The 25,530-nt window shown below is 37.4% G+C and carries 25 protein-coding genes and 1 tRNA gene; 10 read left to right on the forward strand and 16 right to left on the reverse strand.

Annotated elements, in window-relative coordinates:
- Window positions 1-5: 5 nt before the first annotated feature.
- Complete coding sequence (locus ISP73_02020) at window positions 6-902, forward strand: nucleotidyltransferase (protein ID MBL6657361.1); 897 nt, start codon at window positions 6-8, stop codon at window positions 900-902.
- Between the two features lie 178 nt (window positions 903-1,080).
- Here the strand turns inward: ISP73_02020 and ispG are convergent, their stop codons facing one another.
- The 3 genes from ispG to ISP73_02035 all read right to left on the reverse strand — a co-directional run bounded on the left by ispG (window position 1,081) and on the right by ISP73_02035 (window position 7,190).
- Window positions 1,081-3,012, reverse strand: coding sequence for a (E)-4-hydroxy-3-methylbut-2-enyl-diphosphate synthase (ispG, locus tag ISP73_02025; protein MBL6657362.1), 1,932 nt, complete (start codon window positions 3,010-3,012; stop codon window positions 1,081-1,083).
- 61 nt (window positions 3,013-3,073) lie between these two features.
- A complete protein-coding gene (locus tag ISP73_02030; GenBank protein MBL6657363.1) occupies window positions 3,074-5,317 on the reverse strand; it encodes a T9SS type A sorting domain-containing protein in 2,244 nt (747 codons plus the stop codon).
- Window positions 5,318-5,369: 52 nt separating this feature from the next.
- Window positions 5,370-7,190 carry an ABC transporter ATP-binding protein gene (locus tag ISP73_02035; GenBank protein ID MBL6657364.1) on the reverse strand — a complete coding sequence of 607 codons (1,821 nt, stop codon included), beginning with the start codon at window positions 7,188-7,190 and terminating at the stop codon, window positions 5,370-5,372.
- 54 nt (window positions 7,191-7,244) lie between these two features.
- On the opposite strand from ISP73_02035, the gene rbfA reads away from it, so the two are divergent.
- The gene (gene rbfA, locus ISP73_02040) at window positions 7,245-7,583 is read left to right on the forward strand and encodes a 30S ribosome-binding factor RbfA (protein MBL6657365.1); all 339 of its coding nucleotides are present in this window, start codon (window positions 7,245-7,247) and stop codon (window positions 7,581-7,583) included.
- 2 nt (window positions 7,584-7,585) lie between these two features.
- Window positions 7,586-8,785 (forward strand): ABC transporter permease, encoded by a 1,200-nt coding sequence (locus tag ISP73_02045; protein ID MBL6657366.1) that lies wholly within the window; start codon window positions 7,586-7,588, stop codon window positions 8,783-8,785.
- On the opposite strand, the gene ISP73_02050 is transcribed toward ISP73_02045, so the two are convergent.
- Both ISP73_02050 and dusB read right to left on the reverse strand, forming a co-directional pair.
- The gene (locus ISP73_02050) at window positions 8,782-9,507 is read right to left on the reverse strand and encodes a pseudouridine synthase (protein ID MBL6657367.1); all 726 of its coding nucleotides are present in this window, start codon (window positions 9,505-9,507) and stop codon (window positions 8,782-8,784) included. The genes ISP73_02045 and ISP73_02050 overlap by 4 nt on opposite strands.
- A complete protein-coding gene (gene dusB / locus ISP73_02055; GenBank protein MBL6657368.1) occupies window positions 9,508-10,503 on the reverse strand; it encodes a tRNA dihydrouridine synthase DusB in 996 nt (331 codons plus the stop codon). It lies immediately after the preceding gene.
- A 115-nt stretch (window positions 10,504-10,618) separates the two neighbouring features.
- Here dusB and ISP73_02060 point away from each other — a divergent pair, with 115 nt between their 5' ends.
- Entirely contained in the window at window positions 10,619-11,422 is an 804-nt protein-coding gene (locus tag ISP73_02060) for a CPBP family intramembrane metalloprotease (protein MBL6657369.1), read from the forward strand.
- 42 nt (window positions 11,423-11,464) lie between these two features.
- On the opposite strand, the gene ISP73_02065 is transcribed toward ISP73_02060, so the two are convergent.
- The 7 genes from ISP73_02065 to ISP73_02095 all read right to left on the reverse strand — a co-directional run bounded on the left by ISP73_02065 (window position 11,465) and on the right by ISP73_02095 (window position 15,931).
- Window positions 11,465-11,932 carry a biopolymer transporter ExbD gene (locus ISP73_02065; GenBank protein MBL6657370.1) on the reverse strand — a complete coding sequence of 156 codons (468 nt, stop codon included), beginning with the start codon at window positions 11,930-11,932 and terminating at the stop codon, window positions 11,465-11,467.
- 2 nt (window positions 11,933-11,934) lie between these two features.
- The gene (locus ISP73_02070) at window positions 11,935-12,480 is read right to left on the reverse strand and encodes a biopolymer transporter ExbD (GenBank protein MBL6657371.1); all 546 of its coding nucleotides are present in this window, start codon (window positions 12,478-12,480) and stop codon (window positions 11,935-11,937) included.
- Window positions 12,481-12,484: 4 nt separating this feature from the next.
- Window positions 12,485-12,823, reverse strand: a complete 339-nt coding sequence (locus ISP73_02075) for a hypothetical protein (protein MBL6657372.1) — start codon at window positions 12,821-12,823, stop codon at window positions 12,485-12,487.
- A 3-nt stretch (window positions 12,824-12,826) separates the two neighbouring features.
- Window positions 12,827-13,639: a MotA/TolQ/ExbB proton channel family protein gene (locus ISP73_02080; GenBank protein MBL6657373.1), complete on the reverse strand. Its 813-nt coding sequence runs from the start codon at window positions 13,637-13,639 to the stop codon at window positions 12,827-12,829.
- Between the two features lie 408 nt (window positions 13,640-14,047).
- Window positions 14,048-14,132: transfer RNA gene (locus ISP73_02085), tRNA-Ser, on the reverse strand.
- A gap of 30 nt (window positions 14,133-14,162) precedes the next feature.
- Window positions 14,163-15,167 (reverse strand): asparaginase, encoded by a 1,005-nt coding sequence (locus ISP73_02090; protein MBL6657374.1) that lies wholly within the window; start codon window positions 15,165-15,167, stop codon window positions 14,163-14,165.
- Entirely contained in the window at window positions 15,164-15,931 is a 768-nt protein-coding gene (locus ISP73_02095; protein MBL6657375.1) for a TatD family hydrolase, read from the reverse strand. Before ISP73_02095 ends, ISP73_02090 begins: the two co-directional genes overlap by 4 nt.
- Window positions 15,932-15,968: 37 nt before the next feature.
- On the opposite strand from ISP73_02095, the gene ISP73_02100 reads away from it, so the two are divergent.
- Window positions 15,969-16,910, forward strand: coding sequence for a glycosyltransferase family 9 protein (locus ISP73_02100; protein ID MBL6657376.1), 942 nt, complete (start codon window positions 15,969-15,971; stop codon window positions 16,908-16,910).
- On the opposite strand, the gene ISP73_02105 is transcribed toward ISP73_02100, so the two are convergent.
- Genes ISP73_02105 through ISP73_02120 form a run of 4 tightly spaced genes read right to left on the reverse strand, consistent with a single transcriptional unit; the run spans window position 16,903 to window position 21,500 of the window.
- Window positions 16,903-17,412 carry an acyl-CoA thioesterase gene (locus ISP73_02105; protein ID MBL6657377.1) on the reverse strand — a complete coding sequence of 170 codons (510 nt, stop codon included), beginning with the start codon at window positions 17,410-17,412 and terminating at the stop codon, window positions 16,903-16,905. The genes ISP73_02100 and ISP73_02105 overlap by 8 nt on opposite strands.
- 3 nt (window positions 17,413-17,415) lie before the next feature.
- Complete coding sequence (locus ISP73_02110) at window positions 17,416-18,411, reverse strand: SPOR domain-containing protein (protein MBL6657378.1); 996 nt, start codon at window positions 18,409-18,411, stop codon at window positions 17,416-17,418.
- Window positions 18,412-18,441: 30 nt separating this feature from the next.
- Complete coding sequence (kdsB, locus tag ISP73_02115; GenBank protein ID MBL6657379.1) at window positions 18,442-19,152, reverse strand: 3-deoxy-manno-octulosonate cytidylyltransferase; 711 nt, start codon at window positions 19,150-19,152, stop codon at window positions 18,442-18,444.
- Window positions 19,149-21,500, reverse strand: a complete 2,352-nt coding sequence (locus ISP73_02120) for a TonB-dependent receptor (GenBank protein MBL6657380.1) — start codon at window positions 21,498-21,500, stop codon at window positions 19,149-19,151. The genes kdsB and ISP73_02120 overlap by 4 nt, the downstream gene beginning before the upstream one ends.
- Before the next feature lie 40 nt (window positions 21,501-21,540).
- Here ISP73_02120 and dprA point away from each other — a divergent pair, with 40 nt between their 5' ends.
- From dprA to gdhA, 5 genes are all read left to right on the forward strand, one after another.
- On the forward strand, window positions 21,541-22,395 hold the full coding sequence (dprA, locus tag ISP73_02125) for a DNA-protecting protein DprA (GenBank protein ID MBL6657381.1): 855 nt from the start codon (window positions 21,541-21,543) through the stop codon (window positions 22,393-22,395).
- 9 nt (window positions 22,396-22,404) lie between these two features.
- Complete coding sequence (locus tag ISP73_02130; protein ID MBL6657382.1) at window positions 22,405-22,626, forward strand: hypothetical protein; 222 nt, start codon at window positions 22,405-22,407, stop codon at window positions 22,624-22,626.
- A 37-nt stretch (window positions 22,627-22,663) separates the two neighbouring features.
- Window positions 22,664-22,948 (forward strand): hypothetical protein, encoded by a 285-nt coding sequence (locus ISP73_02135; protein ID MBL6657383.1) that lies wholly within the window; start codon window positions 22,664-22,666, stop codon window positions 22,946-22,948.
- A complete protein-coding gene (locus tag ISP73_02140; GenBank protein MBL6657384.1) occupies window positions 22,923-24,005 on the forward strand; it encodes a T9SS type A sorting domain-containing protein in 1,083 nt (360 codons plus the stop codon). The genes ISP73_02135 and ISP73_02140 overlap by 26 nt, the downstream gene beginning before the upstream one ends.
- 135 nt (window positions 24,006-24,140) lie before the next feature.
- Window positions 24,141-25,490 carry an NADP-specific glutamate dehydrogenase gene (gene gdhA / locus ISP73_02145; protein MBL6657385.1) on the forward strand — a complete coding sequence of 450 codons (1,350 nt, stop codon included), beginning with the start codon at window positions 24,141-24,143 and terminating at the stop codon, window positions 25,488-25,490.
- The last annotated feature ends 40 nt before the right edge of the window (window positions 25,491-25,530 follow it).

Consider the following 25,530-nt stretch of genomic DNA (forward strand, 5'->3'; position numbering starts at 1 on the left):
TTTATATGAAACCAGCACTTTTAATATTAGCCGCAGGAATGGGAAGCCGATATGGTGGACTCAAGCAAATTGATGGTATAGGACCGAATGAAGAACCCATCATAGAATATTCTATTTATGACGCTATACAGTCTGGTTTCGGAAAAATTGTATTTGTTATTCGTAAAGAATTTGATGAAGCCTTTCGTTCCCGTTTTGCTAAGTTCGAAAGTATGATTGAAATCGCTTATGCTTATCAGCCTGTACAAGTCGAATTAGAAGGGGTTGATTTGGTAGAACGTCAAAAGCCATGGGGAACGTCCCATGCTGTATTGGTTGCAAAGGAATGTATTAATGAGCCTTTTGCAGTTATCAATGCCGATGATTATTACGGAGCCAACTCCTTTAAAATAATGGCTGATTTTCTAAGTAATGATTGCTCGCCATCGGTAATGTCTATGTTAGGTTATGTTTTGGAAAATACCCTATCAGAGCATGGTACAGTAAACCGAGGGGTGTGCGAAGTAAACGCCAATAACGAACTTATTGAAGTGATTGAACGCACCAAAATTGCCAATGTTAATGGTAAGGTAGAGTATAATTTAGGTGAAGAGGGTGGAGCAGAACTTAACCCCAAAGCCAGTGTGTCTATGAACTATTGGGGTTTTCACCCTTCCATATTTGAGCACATTGAAAATGGCTTACATACCTTCATGAAAGTACATTCACAAGACCCTAAGGCAGAGTATTACATTCCAAATATAGTAACCGATTTAATCAATAATGGTACTATGGCAGTAAGGGTAATTCCTACTACTGATACTTGGTTTGGTGTTACCTACAAAGAAGACAAGCCTATGGCAGTTGCTGCCATTGCCGAACAAATCGAAAAGGGCGTTTACCCAACACCTTTGTGGGGCTAGGATTATAGTTTCAATAGTTTTTGACTTTGTGGATGTCCAACAAAAAGTAATACGAAGAGTAGCGTTTTTTCAATAGCAAAGAGTCTTTAAGTTTAACAATTATCACCAAGTTAAAAAGTTAATTCAACAAAAAATTGTAAACTTTTTTAAAAAAGAGATGGTTTCTTACGCCTTCAAATTACTTAGGCTCAACCCAATCGCCATAGGTTTTGATAAGGTCAATGAGGGCATCCACGGCTTGGTCTTCAGGAATGTTGCGTTGCACCACTTCTTTTTCTTTGTAGAGGGTAATTTTTCCTACACCTGTACCAACATATCCGTAGTCGGCATCGGCCATTTCACCAGGTCCATTAACGATGCAACCCATTATACCAATTTTTAACCCTTTGAGGTGGTTGGTTTTGGCACGAATTTTGGCCGTTGTTTCTTGCAAATCAAAGAGTGTACGTCCACAGGACGGGCAAGAGATGTATTCGGTTTTGGAGATACGCGTTCGTGTGGCTTGTAGTATGCCAAAAGCCGTTTGATTAACGGTTTGGTCAGAGCCGCAGTTTTCAGCAGCAATGAATATACCATCGCCTAGGCCATCAAGTAATAAAGCTCCCATATCGGTTGCAGCATGCAGTTGCAACTCTTCCTCTTTGAGGTTGCCGTAGGCACGACCGATAATAACCGGAACGTTGCATTTTTCATTCATGAGCTCAACGAACAAACGCCTTTGTTCTGCCATGCCGTGAGCGTTCCAGCTGTCAATAAGTAAAACAGCAGTAGGGTCGCTTTTCAGAGCATTGATAAGTTCAGCGCTGAGGTCAGGTAAGCAAGCATAAATAATATTCAGTTGTTCCGAAAAAGTGTCTTTTTCTAAATACTGTTTGTGAGTTAGAAAAGGATAAACTCTGTCTTCATTTTGGTGCTTTAGCCAAGTGTCGTAATGGTAAACGACGCCTAATGTTCCTGGAATGTTGAAGTCAATTTCTTCATCGCCCAAAAAGACATAATCGCATGCCATATCGCCAATGTTCCATTTGTCTGTCGGCACAGAATAGCGGTAGCCTAAGGCAAAAAAGGAAGCTGGACTTAGTTTTTTCTTGAGTGAAAAATCAGCCATAACAATAGGCACTTGCTTTTCGCCAATGTTTAAGACTTTATTGCTTTCCCTTCGGACGTAGTTATAGCTATCTATAGGGTAGCTTGTAATGGCTTTTATGTTTTGGTGTTTCTTTCTGGTGCCGTAACGCTTTACTAATTCTCTTGCTACTGGGATTTCATATTCAGGCTCTTCTGTTAGTGATACACGAACCGTGTCGCCAATGCCATCTTCTAAAAGTGTACCAATACCTACAGCAGATTTAATACGTCCGTCTTCGCCCTCACCGGCTTCGGTTACACCCAAATGTAAGGGGTAATTCATATTTTCCTCCTTCATCTTTGCAATCAAAAGGCGATAGGCTTGCACCATCACTTGGGTGTTGCTTGCCTTCATGGAAAGGATGATGTTGTGGTAGTCTTCTTCTTGACAAATACGCAAAAACTCTAAGGCAGATTCTACCATGCCTAGTGGAGTGTCGCCATAACGCCCTAAAATCCTATCGGAAAGCGAGCCGTGATTGGTGCCTATTCGCAAAGCAGTACCTTCTTCCTTACAAATTCTGACTAATGGAACGAAACGTTCTTTGATGCGTTGAAGTTCTTGCTGATATGTTTCATCAGTATATTCTAACTCTTCAAACTTTTTCTTATCGGCGTAGTTGCCAGGGTTTACTCTTACCTTTTCGACTATTCGAGCCGCTATTTCGGCAGCGTTTGGGGTAAAGTGTATATCGGCAACCAAAGGGGTATCATAGCCTCTAGCTCTTAATTCGTCTTTTATATTTTGAAGGTTCTCGGCATCTTTTTTAGAAGGAGCAGTGATTCTCACAATTTCACAACCTGCTTCTATCATTCGAATACTTTGCTCTACAGTTGCTTGAGTGTCCATAGTATCGGTCGTGGTCATGGACTGTATGCGTATAGGGTTGTCACCTCCAACACCCACATTTCCTACCATCACTTCTCTTGTTCTTGAGCGGCTGTATCTTGTTAAGCTATTACAATAAGAGGGTTTAGTCATCAGCGTAAAAATATAAAAACACCGTTAATATAAGTTTAACTTATCTTAAAATTAATATCGACTATCGGTTTAAGACAATTTTCTGAGTGTTAATGATATCTCCACTTTGCACTTTAACAACATAAATACCATTTGAAAGAGTATCTAAATGAAGGGCCTTCTTCTGGGTATTTTCTCCCCATTTTTCTTCAACTATTTTTTGTCCGTTTACAGAATAGACTTCAACAGTTGTAGGTATTCTTGTTGAGGCATCATCTCTTTCAATAAATACTGTTCCTTCACTTACAGAAGGGTAGATGTTAAAGTTTATCATTGTGTGATTATCTATGGATACGCCATTTGTTACTCTAAACGAATGCACTATAGCTGAGCCAAAGTCTTTGTTAAATGAACGAAATACTGAAATGGTATCGTAGTACATGAAATTTATAAAACCACTACCATCAGGTTGACCAACATTGTCCCAGTACCAAAAGTCGAGCCCATCGCCACCGGTATCATCTATTCTAAAGGTGTAACAGCCATTTCCTAAGGTAACAGTATCGTTGTAGAGGGTGTTGTTGGCACAGTTATCACGTGAATAAACGACTTCATTATTACTGTTTTTAATTGTCCAAGAGCTTTGGCTACCATAATTGTTGGTTTTTAATCGCACTAAGAATGACGGCTTATAAACGGGTAAGTCTTCAAACTCTGATTCCATAGTGTCGTTGTCGCTATGCAAATCTGTTGTGCCATTAGGGTTTGATAAAGTAACGATGAATTTATTTTCATTTCCATCATGAATCATTGGGTCAAGTGTTACTTCTTCCTCTTCCATAAACTTAAGGCTACCTGTCCATTGGTAAGTTTGCATTGTGCCACCTTTTACACCGTATCGAATATCTACAGAAGTTAGAATATCTTTTCCTGAGTTTCTAATTTTAATAATTGGATTGGAACAGATAGGGTTAAATCTTGAATAGACATCCTGCTTAGATGGGGCTAAAATATCAGTGACTTCAGCATCTAAGGTGAAGTTAGGCTCTGTGTACTGAAAAAGGTGTACAGCACATGAGTAAGAGGCATCTCCGTTTGGGTTGTAGTTGCTAAAATTAATGTCAATGGCAACGGAATCTAGTGACATACCAACATATGGGGTGATTTCGTGATTGTAAATAGGCACTGCCTCGCCAGGGCACCAGTTGGCACGGTCAAAAATCCATGTTCCACCTTGTGGCCAAATGGCATTAAATCCGCAATCGTCTTTCCAAATAGTATTTCCTCCGACGATACTTCCGTTTACTTTAGCAGTATAGCTAACGCCCGAAGTAAACTCTCCTGCTTGTCCGTGGCCTGATGGAACGAACTGTAATTTATATTCTTGAGCAGAGGGCAGTAAAGCAACTTTAGCCTCTGGCATCTGCGTTGATTCAAAACTATTGGAGTTGGAATAGCCATAGCTTGAAGCACCATTTTTATATACATTGGATAGTTTTAAAGGTGTTCTTGGTGGTGTTCCTTCTATAAATTCAAAGTCTAACTTTACGCTAAAACCACTGCTCCACCCTGCATAAAAAGCGTCAATTTCTACAGAGTCTTTTAGTAAATGTTGGAAGTCTGTAACATCATAGGTGAAGATGTGTTTCCAGTTTTCGTCATAACCATTAGTGCCATAACTTCCATTGGCAGGGTTCATATACGTACCGTAAGGCGTGATGGCTCTACCCAACTCAAAATCTTCAATTACTTCGAAGACATTATAGGTTACGGTGTTGTTAAGGTATAGCGTTGTATCAGCAGCAATAAGTGTAGAGTCAGTGATTACTCCTTGGCTATCAAATGTTGGATTATAGTAGTCAGCGGCATAAACATATTGTGTATCTGTTACTATAAAAGGATCGTCTTGGTCTTCAAATAAGAGTAATACCATTGTGTCGTTAGCAACGGAAGTAGTTCCATTTACGCTATCCCAATTATTTGTGAATGTTGGAGAATAACTGAAGGTAGCGGAATCTACAATTTCATTATTTAATTTAAATGAAGGGGCTAAGACCATATTTGAATCCAATACACCTGTACGGTTTCTCAATAGAATATGCACGTCATAGTCCCATCCGCTACAGCCAGTAGAAGCACAGCCCATAGTGAAGTGCATAAGCACTTTTCTGTACGATTCGCCACTATTAGGAAATTCTCCCCAGTCTTTATAATGACCGTACCATGTCATATCGGTATTGTCATGGACTTGTACAAATGTAGTGTCACCATTTTCAGCGGTTGCTACTAGGCTTGAAAGACATAAAAGGAATAATAATCTTATCATAATTGTGCTTATATTGAATGTGCATCAAATATAAGAAGAAAAGGGAAAAAAATTAGTTGAAATTTTGATAATCAATGAGTCTCTTATAAGCTCCATTTTTTTGACTTAGTTCATCGTGAGTACCTTGCTCTATAATTTCTCCCTTTTTAATGAGTATGATATTATCGGCATTTTGAATTGTAGACAATCGGTGAGCAATAACCAATGAAGTGCGTGTTTTCATGAGTTTGCCAAGTGCGTCTTGTACTAGTTTTTCAGATTCAGTATCCAAAGAGGAGGTGGCTTCATCCAAAATCAAAATAGGTGGGTTTTTATAAATGGCACGTGCTATACTTAAGCGTTGTTTTTGTCCCCCAGAAAGTTTAGCTCCATTTTCGCCCACAGTGCTATCGTAACCTTTTGGCATCTCCATAATAAAGTCGTGGGCATTGGCGGCTTTTGCAGCAGCAATGACTTCTTCTTTATTGGCATTCTCATTGCCAAGTGTAATGTTATTAAAGACGCTATCGTTGAATAAAATAGAATCTTGTGATACAATGCCCATAAGTCCTCTTAAGTCGGTCAGCTTATAGTCTTTGATATTAACGTTGTCGATTAATATTTCGCCCTTTTCAATATCGTAAAATCGTGATAGTAAATCTGCAATGGTAGATTTTCCACTTCCTGATTCTCCCACAAGGGCTATGCTTTTTCCTTTCTTTATTTCAAGGCTTAAATTCTTTAAAACGGCTTGATTATCGTACTGAAAAGACACGTTTTTGAACGCTATGCTCGACTCAAAATTACTTTTTCCTTTAGCTTGTTTTGGCTCTTTTATTGGATTGTCCGTTTCCAAAATACTCAGTACTCTTTCTGCCGATGCGCTTCCTTTTTGGAGGTAATAGAATGCTGTGGTAAAGGACTTGGCAGGAGGAATGATTTGAGAAAATATAGCAATGTAACCGATAAAGGCTTCTGGCGATAACACATTGTCGGCCCCTAATACCAATTGTCCGCCGAACCACATAACACAGACTAGAACAATGGTACTCAAAAATTCACTCATTGGAGATGATAAATCTTTTTTACGGAGCAGCTTGGTCATTATATAGCGGTAATCGTCGCTGTTTTCTTCAAATTTTTCTTGAATTTTTTCTTCAGCATGAAAGCCTTTAATGATGCGTAAGCCTCTTATGTTTTCTTCAATAATAGAGAGGAGTTCGCCCATTTTATTTTGTCCTCTATCTGATGATTTCTTGAGGCTTTTGCCAATTCGAGCAATTAAAAAACCAGCAATAGGGAATAGTACAATTACAAAAATAGTGAGCTGTGGACTAATAACGATTAGAGTAGCTAAAAAGATTATAATATTCAAAGGGTCTTTGAATATCATTTCCAATGAGCTCATTATAGACCATTCAATTTCTACTAAATCAGTTGTCATTCGGGCAATAATATCCCCCTTCCTTTTTTCGGTATAAAAGCCAAGTGGTAAAGACAGCACCTTTTTGTGTAAGGCATTACGCATATCTCTAACTACCCCATTTCGTATTGGAGTTAGAAAGTATAGTGCCAAATACCTAAATAAATTTCGGAACATAAACATTACCAATACCAAAAGGCATATGAACAATAAGGCATCAATTTCTCCTCTTGTCTCTATAATTTGTGTGATTTGAAAATAGAAGTTTTCTTTGATGGATGAAGTACTGAAAGCCAATTCCGGCGCTTCATATACTTTTTCTTGTGTGCCAAAAAGTAAGCCTAAAAACGGAATTATCATGGTAATGGACACCAAAGAAAAGATTACCGTTAGGATGTTAAAGACGATATTAAATACGGCATAAACCCAGTAAGGCTTGGCAAATCGTAAGACTTTAAAAAAATCTTTCATTATGCAAATGTATTAAAATGCTCTTTTAAGGTTCTAAAAATTTATCTTTGTTCTATGGAAAGTACAAGACAGAAAAAGGTTTCGAGACAATTGCTGAAAGATTTATCTGAAATTTTACAATTACATGGTAGGGATTTAATTGGCACTTCTTTTGTGTCAGTTACTGTAGTGCGTGTATCGCCAGATTTGTCTATTGCTAGAGTATATATCAGTGTGTTTGGTACAGATGATAAAGACGCTTTGCTTGAAAGAATGAATAAGCAAGGCTATGCTATTCGTAAAAAATTAGGGCAACGTATTCGTAATCAAATGCGAAAAGTTCCTGAGCTCAAATTCTTTTTAGACGATTCGGTTGACTACTCTCAGCAGATTGAAGATTTACTAAAAGAATAGCATTGAGAGTAGCCTTATACATAGCTAAACGGTATTTGTTCGCCAAAAAATCTAAAAATGTTGTTCATTTTGTAAGTCTAGCGTCAATGATAGGCGTAGCGGTAGGTACTGCAGCTTTGGTATTGATTTTGTCTGTTTTTAATGGCTTTGAACAACTTATTTTATCCCTTTACAATTCTTTTGATCCGCCTATAAAAGTATCCGTTTTAGAAGGGAAAGTTTCTGATTTTGAAGAGGCAAAGGCCTATCTCAACGAAAATAATATTCTGTATTCAGAAGTTTTGGAGGAAAAGGTGCTTTTGCGTTATCAAGAAAAAGAATACATCGCTACACTAAAGGGTGTTGATGATAATTTTAAAAATATCAATTCTATAGATAGCTTACTTGTTGCAGGTGAATACATGTATGTTTATGAGTCGAAGAATACAGCTATAGTAGGACAAGGGGTGGCGTACTATTTGTCTATGCGTATAGGAAATGCTTTTGAGCAGCTGAAAGTATATGTTCCGGATCGAGAAAAAAATAACCTTTTACGCCCTGAAGAATCTTTTATTCAAAAAAGCATCTTGCCTGTTGGAGTGTTTAGCATTCAATCTGATTTTGATGCCGAGTATGTTATTGCACCAATATCATTTATCAGAGAAATTTTAAACAGAAAGGGACAGTCTTCCTCGCTTGAGATAAAATGTAGTGACTCGGAAATAGCCGGTATTCAAGCTGATTTGCAAGAAATATTGGGCAGTCAGTTCGAGGTGAAAAGTCGATTTGAACAACATGCTTTTCTTTACAAAATACTGAGTTCTGAAAAACTAGCTGTTTTTCTCATATTGACCTTTATTTTAATCATTGCCACTTTTAATATTATTGGTTCGCTTACCATGTTGTTGATTGAAAAAAAGAAGGATATTGAACTGCTTTTTAATCTTGGGGCAAACCGTTTATTAATCAAAAACATATTCTTCTATGAAGGACTTTTGACTACTGCTTTAGGGGCTGTAATTGGTTTACTATTTGGTTTGCTGATAGCCTATGTACAAATATATTTTGGAATAGTAAAGATGGGCAATGGGTCTTTTGTTGTCGATAGTTATCCAGTAGTTGTAGAGGCTATAGATGTAGTATTGGTTGGCTTTATTGTAATGCTAATAGGAAGTGTAGCTAGTATTATTCCTTCTAGGCAACTGAGTAAGCAGCTGCTTTAATTATCTATAGTTTTAGAGGAGTCAGCCAATAAATTATTGAGCTCTCTGAATTCTTCTTTTGTCATTTCCCTGTATTTTCCATTGGGCAAGTCTAAATGAATATTCATTATTCGCACCCGCTTTAGTACTTGTACGTGATAGCCGAGGTATTCGCACATTCGGCGTATCTGGCGATTTAGTCCTTGAGTAAGAATAATCTTGAAACGCACCCTGCTAAGTTGCTCCACTTTACATGGTCGAGTAATAGTATCTAATATTGGCACCCCCTGACTCATCTTTTTAACAAAGTCTATGTCAATGGGTTTGTTTACTTGAACGATGTATTCTTTCTCATGGTTATTTCTAGCCCTCAGTATTTTATTGACGATATCGCCATCATTGGTAAGCAATATCAGTCCCTCACTGGCTTTGTCAAGTCTGCCTATTGGGAAGATACGTTTTGGGTAGTTTATGAAGTCAATAATATTATCTTTTTCTACTCGAGTGTCGGTGGTGCAAACAATGCCCCTTGGCTTGTTTAAGACCAAGTAAACGGCTTTTTCATCCTTTTTGACAACACTTTTACCATCTACCTTTACAACATCACCCTCTACAATTTTAGTGCCCATAAGTGGTACTTCGTCATTAATGGTTACTCTACCTTCTTCGATGAGTTTATCTGCAGCTCTTCTTGAGCAATAGCCTGCCTCGCTGAGGTATTTATTTATTCTGGTTTCTTTCATTTAACTAAATTGGGAGCTGCCAAATTTCATTTTTATTTCATCCAAAATATCAAAAAGTTCTTCAGGCTCTTGGGTGGTAACCAATCGCATTCTGTAATCTTTGAAGTTTGGAATATGTTTGAAATAATTGGTGTAGTGTCGTCGAGTTTCTACTACTCCTAGTATAGGGCCTTTCCATTTTAATGAAAATTCCAAATGCTCTTTACACGTTTTTATTCTGTCCACCATTGTTGGCTTTTCTAGGTGTTCGCCAGTCTTTAAATAGTGTTTTATTTCGTTAAAAATCCATGGGTAGCCAATGGCTGCACGACCAATCATTATGCCGTCAATGCCGTATTTTTCTTTTTTGAGCTTTGCTGCTTCTGGACTATCGACGTCTCCATTTCCAATGACAGGAATATGCATTCGACTGTTGTTTTTCACATCGGCAATTAGGCTCCAATCGGCTTCCCCTTTATACATTTGTTTTCGTGTACGTCCGTGAATAGAAATGGCTTTTATGCCAACGTCTTGCAAGCGTTCCGCGACTTCAACAATATGTTTGCTATTGTCGTCCCATCCTAAGCGTGTTTTGACGGTTACTGGCAGGTGAGTGGAATTCACAATTTCTTTTGTCATGGACACCATCTTAGGAATATCTTGTAATATCCCTGCACCCGCACCTTTACAAGTTACTTTTTTTACTGGACAACCGTAGTTTATGTCTATGAAGTCGGGTTCGGCAGCCTCACAAATAGTTGTTGTTTTTCTCATGGACTCTATATCGTGCCCGAAAATCTGAATGGCTAGTGGACGTTCGTATTCGAAGAAATCCAATTTTTGAACGCTTTTGGCGGCATCTCTAATAAGTCCCTCTGAAGAAATGAACTCGGTGAACATAACGTCTGCACCATTTTTTTTGCATAATGCTCGAAAGGGAGGATCACTTACGTCTTCCATTGGAGCAAGCAGTAAGGGGAAGTCTCCTAAATCGATATTACCTATCTTTACACTCATCTTTTGCAAAACTAATTAAATATTATTTTCTATGAAGCTGAAAGGGATTTATCAATCACATTCGTTATCCAAGCAGTTTATCCTCTTATTTCTTCTCATATTTAGCTGTTTTTTTGTGGCAAACCTCATTGGTATGTCTGGTTCTTTGTTGTTCGGAGCCTCTTCATTGACCGATTTGCAGAGTCAAGAGACCATATTCTCATTGAAGTTTTTACAAGCGTGGAGTTCGGCGGGGATTTTTATTGCACCGCCTTTTCTTTTTGCATATTTAAGTGGCAATTCATTGTCTTTTAAGTCGGTAAGCCGACAACAGCTGATGTTAACTGTCGTGATTATGTTGTTTGCTATGCCTTTAATAAATGGTTTATCGTTTTGGAATGAGCAATTGCATTTGCCTGCCTTTCTGGAGTCGGTAGAAGCTTGGATGAGAGCAGCTGAGGCTAAAGCTATGGCAATTACTGAAGCCTTTTTGTCTGTTAATACTGCTCTTGGATTAGCTGTAAATATTGTCATTATAGCCATAATTCCGGCTTTGGGAGAGGAATTGCTTTTCAGAGGTGTTATTCAAAAAGAGTTATCAAAATGGAGTGGGAAAATTCATTTGAGTATTTGGATAACCGCATTTCTTTTTAGTGCTATGCACTTACAGTTTCTAGGTTTTCTCCCTCGCTTTTTAATCGGTGGTCTTTTGGGGTATTTGTTTTATTGGAGCGGTTCTATTTGGCTTCCTATTCTAGCTCATTTTGTAAATAATGCAGCAGCAGTCATTCTATCTTATATGGTTGTAAAGGGAAGGCTTACAGCAGATGTTGAAACCATAGGGGTTAATCAGGGGCAAACGTCTATGCTATTGATAGCCTTGCTTTCTGTGGGGCTGTTATTGTATTTGCTTAAAGAAATTTCTCTCAAAAAGGTATAAAAAAAGCCCTCTAAAGAGGGCTTAAATTTTTTCTTGAAAATCTTATTGTACCGCTTTTCTCGTAGAGTAATTTATTTTGAGTGCGTTAGCCTTACGGAGTTCTTGTTTTACGTCCGTTACGATTCCCATTTTAGTGTCTTTATCTACTTTGATAGAAGTTGTCATGAAAGGCACCTCTTTTTCATCTCTTGCAGCACGTTCTGCAGTAATGTATTGAGGGATGTCATCCACAGTAGCAAAAGCATCGTTCAATTGAATACGGGCTTTAGTACCGTAAGTTGTTTGCATTCGCTCAACAGGACTACCTATGTAAATGTAGCTTACTAAAGATTTTTTCTCTAATTTTTGGATTTCACTGGCTTGCGGAAGGCTTTGTTTTACCATGATGGTTGTCTCACGCATTACAGTTGTTACCATGAAGAAAAATAACAGCATAAAAACAATATCAGGTAAGGATGCTGTTGAGATACCCGGAGTATCTTTGTTGTTATCTTTTTTAAACTTAGACATAATTATTTTCCTATGTTTTTAGGTTCTGCTTCAGAAATCTTTTGAGGATATTCTTCTCTAACTTCCTTTTGTTGACGCTTAGATAAATCGCTGTACATCAGGCCAAATTTTTTCATTGAACTGGCATCTCTTAATTCACGATAAGCTGCGGCCAATTCATTCTGCACCTGTATATAGGTTTCGTATGAAGTACCTCTATCATTTTGTAATGATATTATGGCTTTTTGTGGATTGTCTGATGATTCTGGGTCTCTACCTTTATTGTTAATAAAGGCTTTAGCCCCAGCTCTTAGCTGAGAAATATCTAGGAATTCATTTTCAACCAGCAACTGATTGTTGGAGTTGATAAGAACTACATAGATGTTCTTGGCTTTTATTTGAGAATCGTCTTGTTCAATTTCTTCTTCAGGCATTGGAGGGAGCTTACGAGCCAAGCCCGTATCAACATCCATGGTAGTAGTTACCAAAAAGAAGATAAGAAGTAAGAAAGCAATATCGGCCATAGAGCCTGCATTGATTTCCGATGCGCCTTTTGCTCTTCTTGCCATAGTTCTACTTTTTAAATAGTTTTCCTAGTTCAGCATAAAGAACTGCAACAATAGCTCCAATAGAGAGGATGTAAAAGGTAATTAAACCCATTCCCACTCTTTTGGTAGAGCCTTCAGTCATTCCAAACTTTTCAGAACCAGGGAAGTTCATAATATCTCCTGATGCGATAATGTATGAAAGGATGCAAATAAGCACCAATCCACCCACTCCCATCAGCGCGTTTTTTCCTTTAGACGGATTCTTTGCCAAGAACATAAGCGGATAAACGATGGCTGCAAGGGCAGCAACGCCTATCATTAAGTAGGTAAGAATCAATCCAGCGTTGATTAGAAAATCTGACATGCTTTATTTGATTTTATTTTTCACTAAAATGTCTACGAAAGAAATAGATGCATCTTCCATAGTGTTTACGATGCTGTCAATTTTAGCAACGATGTAGTTGTAAAAGATTTGAAGTATCATCGCTACGATAAGACCGAATACCGTTGTTAAAAGTGCTACTTTAATACCTCCAGCAACTAAAGATGGAGAGATATCACCTGCTGCTTCAATAGCATCAAAGGCACCAATCATACCAATTACAGTACCCATAAAACCAAGCATAGGTGCTAGGGCAATGAATAATGAAATCCAAGAAAGACCTCTTTCTAATAATCCCATTTGTACACTTCCGTATGCTACAACTGATTTCTCTACAACATCAATACCTTCACCTGAACGGTCTAAACCTTGGTAGAAGATACTTGCTACAGGACCAGCAGTGTTTCTGCACACCTCTTTAGCACCTTCAACGTTTCCTGAAGATAATGCACCTTCAATGTCGTTTAGTAATTCATCAGCGTTTGTAGTCGCTTTGTTTAGGTAGATGATACGCTCAATACATAGTGCTAATCCTAAGATAAGACACAATAGAACGATACCCATGAACGATGGACCACCTTCAATAAATTTTTGTTTGATTACTTGGTGAAAAGAAGGGTTTTCAGCGACTTCAGCGCTTTCTGTTGCAGTTGTTTCTACAACTTCTTCTTCAACAGTTTGAGTTTCTTCAACTTGGGCGGTTGTGTCCACTTCATCTTGAGTAATAGCATATGAAACCTGACTTGTGCCTATTGAAAGGGAAATAGTCAGCATAAAAAGTGCTAAGAGATTTTTCATTTTGATATTGTTTTAATTTGATTTAAAATTTTAAGTATCGCAAATCTACATAAATAATTTTTAAAAAAATACACTCTAAATACATATGTTGCGTCCAATAAGCTTAATGTGTTTTTGTCCTTAGATTCAAAAAATCAAGTATGTTGGATTTTAATCAATTATTTTCGTTCTTGTATTATTTAACTCACCAAGATGAGATAGTTCTAAGTCAAGATTTTAGTTTCATCATATATTCTATTATTGGTGCTTCTTCTGTTTTCTTTGCACCCCTATTGCAGAAATTTTTTAATCGATTGTTCAAATAACTTAAAAGGTTTTTCCATTGTTGGCGCGAGCATCCTTGCTCGTGCCACTCTATTTTAGGTCTTTAAATAGAAAAAACACCCTTTTGGGTGCTTTTGTCTATTGCGGAAAGGAAGGGATTCGAACCCCCGATACGTTTCCGTATACACGCTTTCCAAGCGTGCGCCTTAAGCCACTCGGCCACCTTTCCAGTAGGGTTGGCAAATCTACTAAATGAAATTTAATTGGTGAGTTCTCCCCTCATTGAAATTTGAAGAAGTTCCTTAATCTTTTCAATTGGATACCCTTCGCCAATTAAGTACATGAGTTTGGTTAATGCCGCTTCAGTAGTCATATCTTTACCACTAACCACTCCCAACTCTTCTAGCTTTGAGCTGGTTTCATATAATCCTTGGCTAACGCTTCCGGAGAGGCACTGACTGATATTCAAAATGATTTTATTGTTTTCTATGGCTTCTTTCAAAGCATCAATAAACCAGTCTGAAGTAGTAGCGTTCCCTGAGCCAAAAGTTTCTAGAACAATAGCTTTGTAAGGCAATCTAAGGGTGCTTTGAATAAAATTTTTATTCATGTTTGGGAACAGTTTTAGCATCATTACGTCATTGGACAGTGAGGTATGAACGGCAAATTCCTTGTCAGTATGGTCGTAACTGATAGGGTTGTATTTTATTTGTAAGCCAGCTTCTGCAAGGGGGATGAAGTTGGGACTTTTAAAAGCTTCGAAGTGCTCGGCATTTATTTTTATACTTCGGTTTCCTCTCAGTAGTCGGTATTCAAAGTAAACGCAAACTTCAGGCACTTTTCCTTCAGCTGCAATTTCTATGGATGAGATAATATTTTCTTTGGCATCCGTTCGTCTTACACCTATGGGCAGTTGTGCGCCTGTTAGTACTACAGGTTTATGTAGGTTTTCGAGCATAAAGCTCAATACAGATGCCGTATATGCCATAGTATCAGAGCCGTGAAGGATTACAAAGCCATCAAATTTGGTATATTCTTTTTGTATGATTTCAGCCAGTTGTACCCATACGTCTTGATTCATGTTTGAGGAATCAATAGGGGGGTCAATGCTAGTGGTATGTATTTTGATATCAAAGCTATTGAGTTCAGGAATTTGACTTTTAAGTTTTTCTAAATCAAAGGCTTTGAGGCCGCCATTGCCTGACTTGTACATGCCAATAGTTCCGCCAGTATAAATAAGTAGTACAGATTTTAAATGTGTCATAATTTAAATAATGTATTAGCATTGTGAGTGGTCCTTTCGGCAACTTCTTCTATGTTAATCTCATGAATGTCTGCCAGTTTTTGTGCCATTAAAGGTAAAAATGAGCTTTCATTACGCTTGCCTCTATGTGGTGTAGGAGCGAGGTAGGGACTGTCGGTTTCCAAAATAAGATGTTCTAAGGAAAACTCTTTTAGAGTCTTGTCCAGTCCGCTATTTTTGAAGGTAGCTACTCCTCCAACCCCTAGCATAAAGCCTAGCTCTATGGCTTTTTTTCCTTGTTCGACGGTGCCAGTAAAGCAGTGAAAAACGCCTCTTAACATGTCGTCATTCACCTCTTCAATAACTTCAAATACCTCATCAAAACTTTCTCGTATGTGAATGGCTACTGGCAAATTGTACTTCTTTCCCCACATGAGTTGTTGATGAAACGCCTCTTTTTGAATGTGTAAAGTACTTTTGTCCCAATACAAATCGATGCCTATTTCGCCCACCGCGACATATTTTCCTTTGTCTAAATGAGCTTTGATGATCTCCAATTCCTCCAAATAGTTTTCCTTTACATCGCAAGGGTGAAGACCCATCATTGGAAAGCAATGTGAAGGGAAATCTGCACATAGTTTATGCATAGCATCAATGGTTTCGCTACTGATGTTGGGGAGCAACATTTTGCTTACGCCTTTGTCAATGGCATTTTGAACAACTTGATGTCTGTCTTCATCAAATTGACTGCTAAACAAATGGGTATGTGTATCAATCAGATTCATGGGGGCAAAATTAGGATAATTTATTTAGCTTTGAACGATGTCTAAACCAATGAAAATATTAGTTATTCGCTTGAGTTCTATTGGTGATATTGTATTGACATCTCCTGTTGTTAGAGTATTGAAAAAGCAGCTTAATGCTGAGGTTCATTTCCTTACAAAAAAGGCATTTGCAAAATGGCTATGCCATAATCCATACATAGATAGGATTCGCCATTATGAGGATGGCACAGAGCCTTTGCAAACTGAAGGCTATGATTTTGTGGTGGATTTGCATCATAACTTACGTACTCTAAAAATAAAACGGGCATTGAAGCTACCGTCTACAAGTGTTAATAAATTGAATATTAGAAAGTTTTTATTGACAACTTTTAAGATAAACCTCATGCCTCCTATACATATGGTAGATAGAAACATAGCTACTGTAGAGCATTTGGGCGTAAAAAACGACATGCAGGGCTTAGATTTTTTTATTCCTGAGACAGAATCTTTACCAAAGGCCTTTCAATTAAAAGACCCATTCGTTGCTGTAGTTATTGGGGGGCAACACTCTACTAAGATACTACCAACCTTCAAACTCATTGAATTGTGTAAGCAACTAAACCGAAAGTTTGTTTTGGTTGGTGGGTCTGAGGATGCTGAACGTGGTAGAGAAATTATAAGTCAAACGGAATTTGGACTAAATGCTTGTGGAGAATTATCGCTTACCCAATCGGCATTATTGGTGAAAGGGGCAGAATTTGTAGTATCACACGATACAGGAATGATGCATATTTCAGCAGCTTTAAAGAAAAAGATTTTTTCTGTTTGGGGCAATACGGCACCCCCTTTTGGGATGGTTCCTTATCTTCCTGACCCTGAGTCAGTAATTGTAGAAAATAAAGAACTAGGCTGTCGCCCTTGTTCAAAAATTGGCTATTCGAAATGCCCAAGAGGACATTTTAAATGTATGAAAGAAATAGATTTATCGCCTATTAAGTAAATAAGGCTTTCAGTTCAGAAGCTTCTTCTGGCTTCATTCTTCCCGATAAAATAAGACTTAATTGTCGTCTTCTCAAAGCCCCTTCAAAGCGTTCTTTTTCCAATTCAGATTCTGGTGCGATAGATGGAACAGCAATAGGACTTCCTAATTGATCTACAGCTACAAATGTATAAATGGCTTCATTGCATTTTTGTCTGCCTTTAGTCGATTGGTTTTCCATCCACACATCTACAAATACTTCCATAGAGGATTTGAATGCTCTGGAAATTTTAGCTTCTAATGTAACAATACTTCCTCTAGGAATTGGTTTTTCAAAGGATACGTTATTGACTGAAGCAGTTACTACGATTCTGCCACAATGGCGATGTGCAGAAATAGCGGCTGCTATATCCATCCAATGGAGCAGTCGACCTCCCATTAAATTATCTAAATTATTGGTATCGTTAGGAAGAACCATCTCTGTAAGAGTGGCTAAACTTTGTAAAGGTTTTTTAGAAGACATTGTTTAGTGTGTTGAAAGAAGCCAAGCGCTAGGGTTGGTCTTCTTAATTTCTCGTAAAGCCAAAATTGCATCGGATGAATTTACGAATCCATCATAAGATACTCTGTAAAGTCCAGACTTACTTTTGCCTACAATTTTGGAAGTTGAAAAGTTTGATTTCTTTAAGCTTGAAATCATTTTGTTAGCATTTCTTTCAGAAGAAAAAGCCCCTGCAATAATGAAGTGTTTTGGAACCTCATTTACTTCTTCAACAACAGTGGTCATAGAATTCTTTGCTTCATAAAAAGATAATACAGCCTCTTCAATGTTGTTGGTTGGACTTTCTACATCGAATGTAGATGAATGGGTAGTTACAGTTTCTGCCACTTCCACAACTGTTGAGTTTGACGACCCAAAAGGGGATAGGTTAGCATAGACAGAGTGTATCTTGCCTTTATTAGAAATGCCTAAAGCACTCACCATCAAAAGTGGAATGAGGACTGCTGCTGCTCTAAGCCAAGGCTTTTTGTTGCTTGGTAAATGAGCTTTATCAATATGTTTGATTTTCTCCTCAAAACGTTCTTGAACAGAAGTGCGCTGAATAGCTGGATATTGAATGGTAGAAAAGCCATAACTATCAAGCAAGTGATTCCTTGAATTTGATTGAACAAACAACACTTTATTTTCAGAAGTTAGCAATAATGTTCCAAGCTCATCAATGAATACCTTTTTATGTAGTGATAAAGATTCATTTAAATTAAGGACGTATTTGTCCAGTTCTTTTTTAGCTTGTTTGAAGGTTAGACCTTCTCCAACTGCAATTTCATTAACAAGTAGTCCGTCGTTATTTTTAAGACTTCTATTGAAAACAATAGACTTCTTTGGAGCAAACATATGATTCGTTCTACTATCGATAAAAGCAGATTCGTAGTTGGCTACAAAGCCGCCAAACTCTGGGATAATCACGCAGTTATGTTCGCAAAGTAAATCTGAAATATGCTTGTTAATGTTTGTTTTCATCGTGTTGCTAAAATATTATTTTCGATAAGTCTACCCAAATCTTTCAATAATTTTTTTCAAATCTTCTTTAGTATCTACCGAATAGGTGTCAAAAGGCGTTATTTTAACCGTAATATTATAGCCATTTTCTAACCATCGCCATTGTTCTAATTTTAACTCAATTTCTTTTGGAGACGGCTTCAGTTCAGATATTTCTTTCAGTATATCAGAACGAAAAGCATACAGTCCTATATGTTTGTAGAAAGTATTCGCCTTGAATGGGCTACTGACGATTCTATCAAATGAAACCGCCATTTCATTTTCATCAAAAAGAACCTTTGGCTTATTGTAATTTTGTAGTTCTTCAGCTTCTTCAATTCGCTGAGCTAGGGTAGATATCTGCGTATTGGCGTTTTCAAAAGTATCAATAAGTTGGTTGATCTGTTCTGCTTCAATGAAAGGCTCATCACCTTGAATATTTACCACAACATCAAAGTCATTTGAAAACCCTTCAAAAACTTCTTTACATCTGTCAGTGCCGCTGAGGTGTTTATCAGAAGTCAGTTTTACCTTACCTTTAAATGATAGAACTTCATGTACAATTCGTTCATCATCAGTCGCAACAAATACATCATCTAATCTTGATTTTTTAGCTTGTTCATACACGCGTTGAATCATGCTTTTGCCAAGTATATCGGCTAGAGGTTTTCCTGGAAATCTACTGGACTGGTATCTGGCAGGGATTATACCAACTGTTTTCATATCTTAAGACTAAATTTTACAGAAAGGGAACGAGGAGGCATCATGTTTGATGGTCTGGTTTGATATTCTCTGTTTAGTAGATTGTTAGCGATTAATGACAGAGATAGTTCGTTTGAAAGTTGATAAATTAACCTGGCATCAACAATGAAGTCGCCATTTTTTAATTTTTCTCTTGATTCAGCTATTCCAGGCACTACCGTTTCAAAAATAGGGGAGACAAAGATATAGTCGATATTTTGCATGAAGCTGTTGTATCTAAAGCTTGTACCAAAAGACACTTTTTCTCTTTTAAATTCGATGTCTAATTTGGCAATGTGCTTGTGTCTATATTTTAGAAATAGGGTGTTGGAGTCTAGCGAACTGGTATTGTAGTAGTTTAGTTCCAAACCGTAAATATCTTCTCCATATGGTTTCTCAGGGTTTTTTGGAATAGCATCAATGTAAGTGTATCCACCTAATAGGTTGATTTCTGTATTGTTTATTTTACCACTAGCAGCAGTTGAGAATTCGATACCTGATATTTTTGTGTCACCAATGTTTATGGATTTAAAGCCAATGCCTAAACTTTCACTACTAACTTCTTGCCACTGTCCAAAGCTAAATTCCATCATGTTTTCATATTCCATAATAAAGGCAGCTACATCAATATATCCTTGCCATTCACTTATTTGATAACCCTGCTTTATGGCTATTTCTGAACTCCATCCTTCTTCTGGCTTTAGCTCAGGATTTTGAAACACGTATATTCCTCCTGAAACCTCGGTTTCAATAAATAATTCTGCAATACTTGGAAATCTATACCCTTGACCTATTGACGATCTCAAAAAAGTACCTTCACCAATTTGGTAATTTACACCTGCTCTGAAAACAGGTTTCGCTGCTTTGAATGAATTTATCGAGTCACCATCTATTAAATACAGTTCACTAGTTTCTAATTTAAATTGCTCGTACCTGGCTCCGAAGGATAAATTAATTCGATTTCCAAACTTTTTATCCAATTGGGTGAAAATAGCATTGTTTAATCTGAAGTTTTTTCCATTGAACAAATCGGCTTCGGCATCAACGTATTCGTTCATCAATCCGCTAGTCCAATTAAGCCTAAGAGGTTCTATAGTTTTTTGATATTGGTATTCAGTATAATAGGTGGAGGACTCATTATCTTGACCGTCAGGGTCATCTTTAGTGTCGTTATCGTTTATAACTCTCATGTAGCGAGTTCTTAAATTATGTTTGTCACCATTATTTGGATTCACATAGGTTATGAAAGGGTCAATATTGTAGACATCTCCACTAGTTTTTGTTACGGAACTATCCAAAGGAATATAGGCTTCGTCATAACTTTGCCAAATTAGCGCTGAAGCTGTTTCGTTGAACAGAAAATTAGCATTAACACCATACGATAGCCCCTCTATTTTTTGATTTTTATAACGCGTATTAAAATTAAAACGTTTTCGACTTGTTTCCTCATCATACCTATATCCTTCATCTTCCAAAAGAAAACCGCCTAATACTAAGTCAAGATTGCCAACCTTTTGTTTATGTAAAAAGTCAACACCATGTATAGTTCTTTTATTATCTCCCCACCAGTTAAGACTTTCACGACGGGCATCGTCATAGTAGCCAATATGAAAATTCACTTTTGTTTCTGGCCTATTAGTAGGGTATGCTGTTCGAATATTTATAACACCATTTAAAGCAGAAGAGCCATAAAGCGCTGAGGATGCTCCTTTAATAATTTCTACTTGATTGATGTTTTCTGTAGAAATTAAATTCCATTGAGCTTGACCGGCATCGCCAGAAATTAGAGGCATATCATCTACTAATACTTGAACTCTTGTTCCAGCACCATAGCTCCATCCACTTCCTCCCCTTATGTTGGCTTGTCCATCGGTAATATTTACACCTGGCACTTGATCAATCGCTGTTTGAATATTTGTTGTGTTTTTATTGGCAATAAAAATGGGTTTAATTACTTCAACAGAAACTGTAGTTTCTTCAAGGCGTTGCTCGAACTTGCCCGCCGAAACAACAACAGTTTCTATAAGTTTAGCATTATCTGACATTTTGATTGTCTCTTGCCTAGACTCTCCATTTTTCAGCTGAATGTTTCTTACTTCATCTTCAAAGCCTATGTAACTAAAGGCAATAGAGTGTTTTTGTTCTGTAAGTGTAACCTCAAACTTACCGTCAATATCTGAAGTTGTAACACCTTTGTTATCCAACAGTATATTAACCCCAATGAGAGGTTCAGAATTAGACTCATCAACAACACTTCCATAATAGACTTGTGCATACAGTTGAAAACAATTCAAAAATAAAAGCGTCAGTATAAACCTAATCAGGGTCATTAAATTAAAGTTTAGATTTGCAAAGTACAAATTTATTGCCATGACACAAGAACTCATATTCCATATTGGTCTCAATCAAATTAAAGGGATTGGACCGGTCAACACTAAAAAAATAGTTGCCTATTGTGGAGGTTTGGAAGCGGTCTTTCAAGAAAAACAATCTAATTTAGAAAAAATACCAAATATTGGTCCAGTCTTGGCTAGTCAAATTAAAAAAAGTTCTGTTCTTTCAAGAGCCGAACAAGAGTTGATTTTCATTCAAAACAACAATATTAGATGTTTATCATATTGGGGAGAAAATTATCCGCAAAAATTAAAACATTGCAAAGATGCTCCGACATTACTATTTATGAAAGGAAAATTTAATCTTGATAATCCAAAAATAATTAGTGTTGTTGGAACAAGAAACGCGACCTCTTATGGTCATTCTTTTTGTAAAGAGTTCATTCAAGACTTAGCGCCTTACGCTCCACTCATTGTGAGTGGTGTAGCTTATGGTATTGATAAATTTGCTCATAAGGAGTCCGTAAAAAACAATCTTCAAACAGTAGGTGTATTGGCGCATGGCTTGGACACCATCTATCCAAAATTAAACAGAGATTTGGCTTCTAAAATGATTGAGAATGGGGGCTTACTTACGGAGTTTGTCAGTCAAACAAAGATTGTGAAAGAAAACTTTGTAAGAAGAAACAGAATCATTGCGGGCCTTTCCGACGCTACGGTTGTAGTAGAAAGTAATGTTAAAGGGGGCGCAATGATAACTGCACGAATGGCAAACTCTTACAACAGGGAGGTGTTCGCAGCGCCTGGCAGAGTCAATGATAAGTACTCATCAGGATGTCATAATCTCATAAAAAACAATGAGGCACATCTAATAACATCTGCAGGAGATTAAATAAAAAATTTGGGTTGGAACAACGTCGATTCCCCTACTCAGCAGTCGCTATTTAGTTGCAGCCCAGAAGAAAACGATTTATTAAACATCATTACATCAAATCAAGGGATACATATTGATAAAATTCATGCCTTAAGTAAGATGCCATTTCAAAAAGTAAATGAAATGCTTATGAAATTAGAGCTTGAAGGCGTAATAAGTGCAAAGCCTGGAAACATCTATTTCAATTAATTTGATTAAATTTGGTGTGAACATATTAATAAAACCCATGAAAAAACTAACACTACTTATGTTGGCTATGCCTTTTTTGGTATTTAGTCAAAACTATATGAGGTGCGGAAGCGACCTTGTTAATCGTCACCATCAACATATAGATCATTCATACTCAGATAGGCAGCAACAAATATTTTCTCAGGCTAAAGAGTGGGCAGATGCTAATCAACGAAGTATTTCGCAAACAGATGAGGTATTACAAATTCCTGTTGTAGTACATGTATTGTATCAGAATGAGGAAGAAAACTTGAGTGATGCAGTTATCAAATCCCAAATATGATGTGCTCAATGAAGATTTCGGAAGAACAAATGCTGATACAACAGAAACAAGAGCTGTATTTGACACCATAACTGGCAAAGCAAAATTTCAATTTTATTTGGCAACAGTTGACCCTCAAGGAAATACAACTAATGGAATTACCAGAACATCAACAACGGTTTCATCTTTTATGACTGTTCAGGAAGTGCAAGGTGGCCAGCTAATGGAGTCGATGAAAAAACCAAGCAGTGGTGGTATTGCTCCGTGGCCAGTTGAGGATTATTTGAATATTTGGGTGTGTGACATTTCTTTAGATGGTCAAATTGCACTTTTAGGATATGCTACACCGCCTAATAATTTACCAAATTGGCAGGGGGATCCCCCAACAGACCCACAATATGATGGGGTAGTAGTTCATTATGCTGTTTTTGGAAGAGATGCTGCGCCAGATATGGGAGGAGGTCAAACGGTCAATTTTTTAGGTCGGGTTGCTACACATGAAACAGGCCATTATTTTGGACTAAGACACATATGGGGCGATGGCGATTGCTCTCAAGAAGATGGAATTGACGATACGCCCAACGCCGCTCAAGATGGACAAAGTCAATGTAATCACAATAGCAATACATGTACCGATAGCCCATATGACTTTCCAGATATGGTAGAAAATTATATGGATTACTCAGATCCATCTTGCCAAAATATGTTTACCAAAGGTCAAGTTGATTTTATGTATTCGGTAATCCAAAATAACCGTTCTAATTTGCCAGATACAACAAATAATGGTGGAGGATCAAAGCCTGACACAACATCTATTGAAGCGTTTAATTCGGCAGACTTGTTTATTTATCCAAATCCAGCCAATGATAAATTTACCATCGATTTAAGTAAAGTAAATGAAATTACACATATCCAATTTATTGATGTTACAGGAAAAATTGTTTGGGAAAGAAAACATTTACCAACTGATGGCTCAACTCAAATTAGTGTGTCAACAATTGATTTTTCTAGAGGAGTTTACTTTTTAAATACCACTAGAAAAACGGAAGTAAGCTCTCATAAAATTGTTCTCCAATAGCACTCTTTATTTTTTCATTTTTCAAAAAGGCCTTTATTAAATTTTTATAGAGATCTTTTGATGTTTAAATATTTAAAAAAAAAAAGCAATTGAATATTGAAAAATTATACTTTTGTCAACACTAATATTAATCTAATGTCTACAAAGTACCAAGAAAAAATAGACGCGTTTATGGCGGATGTTATCGCTAAAGACGCACATGAGCCAGTTTTTATTCAGGCCGTACAAGAAGTGGCAGAAGCCATTATTCCATTCATGGAAAATAATCCAAAGTATAATTCCTCAAGATTATTGGAACGCATAGTAGAGCCAGAGAGAACAATTATATTCAGAGTTCCTTGGCTTGATGATGAAGGAAATACGCAAGTAAATAGAGGGTTTAGAGTAGAATTTAATTCAGCGATTGGACCTTACAAAGGAGGATTGCGTTTTCACCCATCAGTGAATTTAGGAATTCTTAAGTTTTTGGGTTTTGAGCAAGTCTTCAAAAACTCACTTACAACTCTTCCAATGGGAGGCGGCAAAGGGGGCTCAGACTTTAACCCTAAAGGTAAATCGGACAATGAGGTGATGCGTTTTTGTCAATCATTCATGACTGAACTCAGCAGACACATTGGACCGAATACAGACGTTCCAGCAGGTGATATTGGAGTCGGAGGAAGAGAAATCGGCTATTTGTTCGGGCAGTACAAACGATTGAAAAATGAATTTACAGGTGTTCTTACAGGTAAAGGAATCAATTGGGGAGGCTCTTTAATTCGTCCTGAAGCGACAGGTTATGGAACAGTATATTTTGCGCAGAACATGTTAGCTACTAAAGGCGATTCTTTTGAAGGTAAAACCGTTACAATTTCGGGTTCTGGAAATGTGGCTCAGTTTGCATGTGAAAAAGCTACTCAATTAGGAGCTAAAGTGGTAACCCTTTCAGATTCTTCAGGTTATATTTACGATAAAGACGGTATAGATACTGAGAAACTAGCATTTATAATGGAACTCAAAAATGTAAAAAGAGGTCGTATAAAAGAATATGCCGAGCACTTCAACTGTGAATTTTTCGAAGGACAAAGACCTTGGGAAATTCAATGTGATATCGCATTACCCTGCGCTACCCAAAACGAACTCAACGGAGAGGAAGCAGCAAAGCTACTTGCTAACGGATGTATCTGTGTTTCAGAAGGAGCTAATATGCCTTCAACTCCAGAAGCAATAGAAGCATTTCATAAAGCGAAAATATTATTTGCACCTGGCAAAGCGTCTAATGCCGGCGGTGTTGCAACTTCCGGACTTGAAATGTCACAAAACTCTATTCGTATGAATTGGACTAGAGAAGAAGTTGATGAAAAACTCAAGCGAATTATGAACGATATTCACGAGTCGTGTGTGAAGTATGGCGCTGAAGGAGAATTCGTTGACTACGTAAAAGGTGCTAACATTGCTGGCTTTGTAAAAGTTGCTGATGCAATGCTAGACCAAGGCGTTGTCTAAATAATTTTACCAATAATTTAAAGGGGAGGCAACTCCCTTT

This window comes from Flavobacteriales bacterium (assembly GCA_016779935.1).
Lineage (GTDB): Bacteria > Bacteroidota > Bacteroidia > Flavobacteriales > UBA7312.

Bases quoted from the DNA above. Each gene is read 5' to 3' on its own strand.
- ISP73_02020 (MBL6657361.1), top strand. From the start codon at position 6: ATGAAACCAGCACTTTTAATATTAGCCGCAGGAATGGGAAGCCGATAT.
- ispG (MBL6657362.1), bottom strand. From the start codon at position 3,012: ATGACTAAACCCTCTTATTGTAATAGCTTAACAAGATACAGCCGCTCA.
- ISP73_02030 (MBL6657363.1), bottom strand. From the start codon at position 5,317: ATGATAAGATTATTATTCCTTTTATGTCTTTCAAGCCTAGTAGCAACC.
- ISP73_02035 (MBL6657364.1), bottom strand. From the start codon at position 7,190: ATGAAAGATTTTTTTAAAGTCTTACGATTTGCCAAGCCTTACTGGGTT.
- rbfA (MBL6657365.1), top strand. From the start codon at position 7,245: ATGGAAAGTACAAGACAGAAAAAGGTTTCGAGACAATTGCTGAAAGAT.
- ISP73_02050 (MBL6657367.1), bottom strand. From the start codon at position 9,507: ATGAAAGAAACCAGAATAAATAAATACCTCAGCGAGGCAGGCTATTGC.
- dusB (MBL6657368.1), bottom strand. From the start codon at position 10,503: ATGAGTGTAAAGATAGGTAATATCGATTTAGGAGACTTCCCCTTACTG.
- ISP73_02065 (MBL6657370.1), bottom strand. From the start codon at position 11,932: ATGTCTAAGTTTAAAAAAGATAACAACAAAGATACTCCGGGTATCTCA.
- ISP73_02070 (MBL6657371.1), bottom strand. From the start codon at position 12,480: ATGGCAAGAAGAGCAAAAGGCGCATCGGAAATCAATGCAGGCTCTATG.
- ISP73_02075 (MBL6657372.1), bottom strand. From the start codon at position 12,823: ATGTCAGATTTTCTAATCAACGCTGGATTGATTCTTACCTACTTAATG.
- ISP73_02080 (MBL6657373.1), bottom strand. From the start codon at position 13,639: ATGAAAAATCTCTTAGCACTTTTTATGCTGACTATTTCCCTTTCAATA.
- ISP73_02090 (MBL6657374.1), bottom strand. From the start codon at position 15,167: ATGACACATTTAAAATCTGTACTACTTATTTATACTGGCGGAACTATT.
- ISP73_02095 (MBL6657375.1), bottom strand. From the start codon at position 15,931: ATGAATCTGATTGATACACATACCCATTTGTTTAGCAGTCAATTTGAT.
- ISP73_02100 (MBL6657376.1), top strand. From the start codon at position 15,969: ATGTCTAAACCAATGAAAATATTAGTTATTCGCTTGAGTTCTATTGGT.
- ISP73_02105 (MBL6657377.1), bottom strand. From the start codon at position 17,412: ATGTCTTCTAAAAAACCTTTACAAAGTTTAGCCACTCTTACAGAGATG.
- ISP73_02110 (MBL6657378.1), bottom strand. From the start codon at position 18,411: ATGAAAACAAACATTAACAAGCATATTTCAGATTTACTTTGCGAACAT.
- kdsB (MBL6657379.1), bottom strand. From the start codon at position 19,152: ATGAAAACAGTTGGTATAATCCCTGCCAGATACCAGTCCAGTAGATTT.
- ISP73_02120 (MBL6657380.1), bottom strand. From the start codon at position 21,500: ATGACCCTGATTAGGTTTATACTGACGCTTTTATTTTTGAATTGTTTT.
- dprA (MBL6657381.1), top strand. From the start codon at position 21,541: ATGACACAAGAACTCATATTCCATATTGGTCTCAATCAAATTAAAGGG.
- ISP73_02135 (MBL6657383.1), top strand. From the start codon at position 22,664: ATGAAAAAACTAACACTACTTATGTTGGCTATGCCTTTTTTGGTATTT.
- ISP73_02140 (MBL6657384.1), top strand. From the start codon at position 22,923: ATGCAGTTATCAAATCCCAAATATGATGTGCTCAATGAAGATTTCGGA.
- gdhA (MBL6657385.1), top strand. From the start codon at position 24,141: ATGTCTACAAAGTACCAAGAAAAAATAGACGCGTTTATGGCGGATGTT.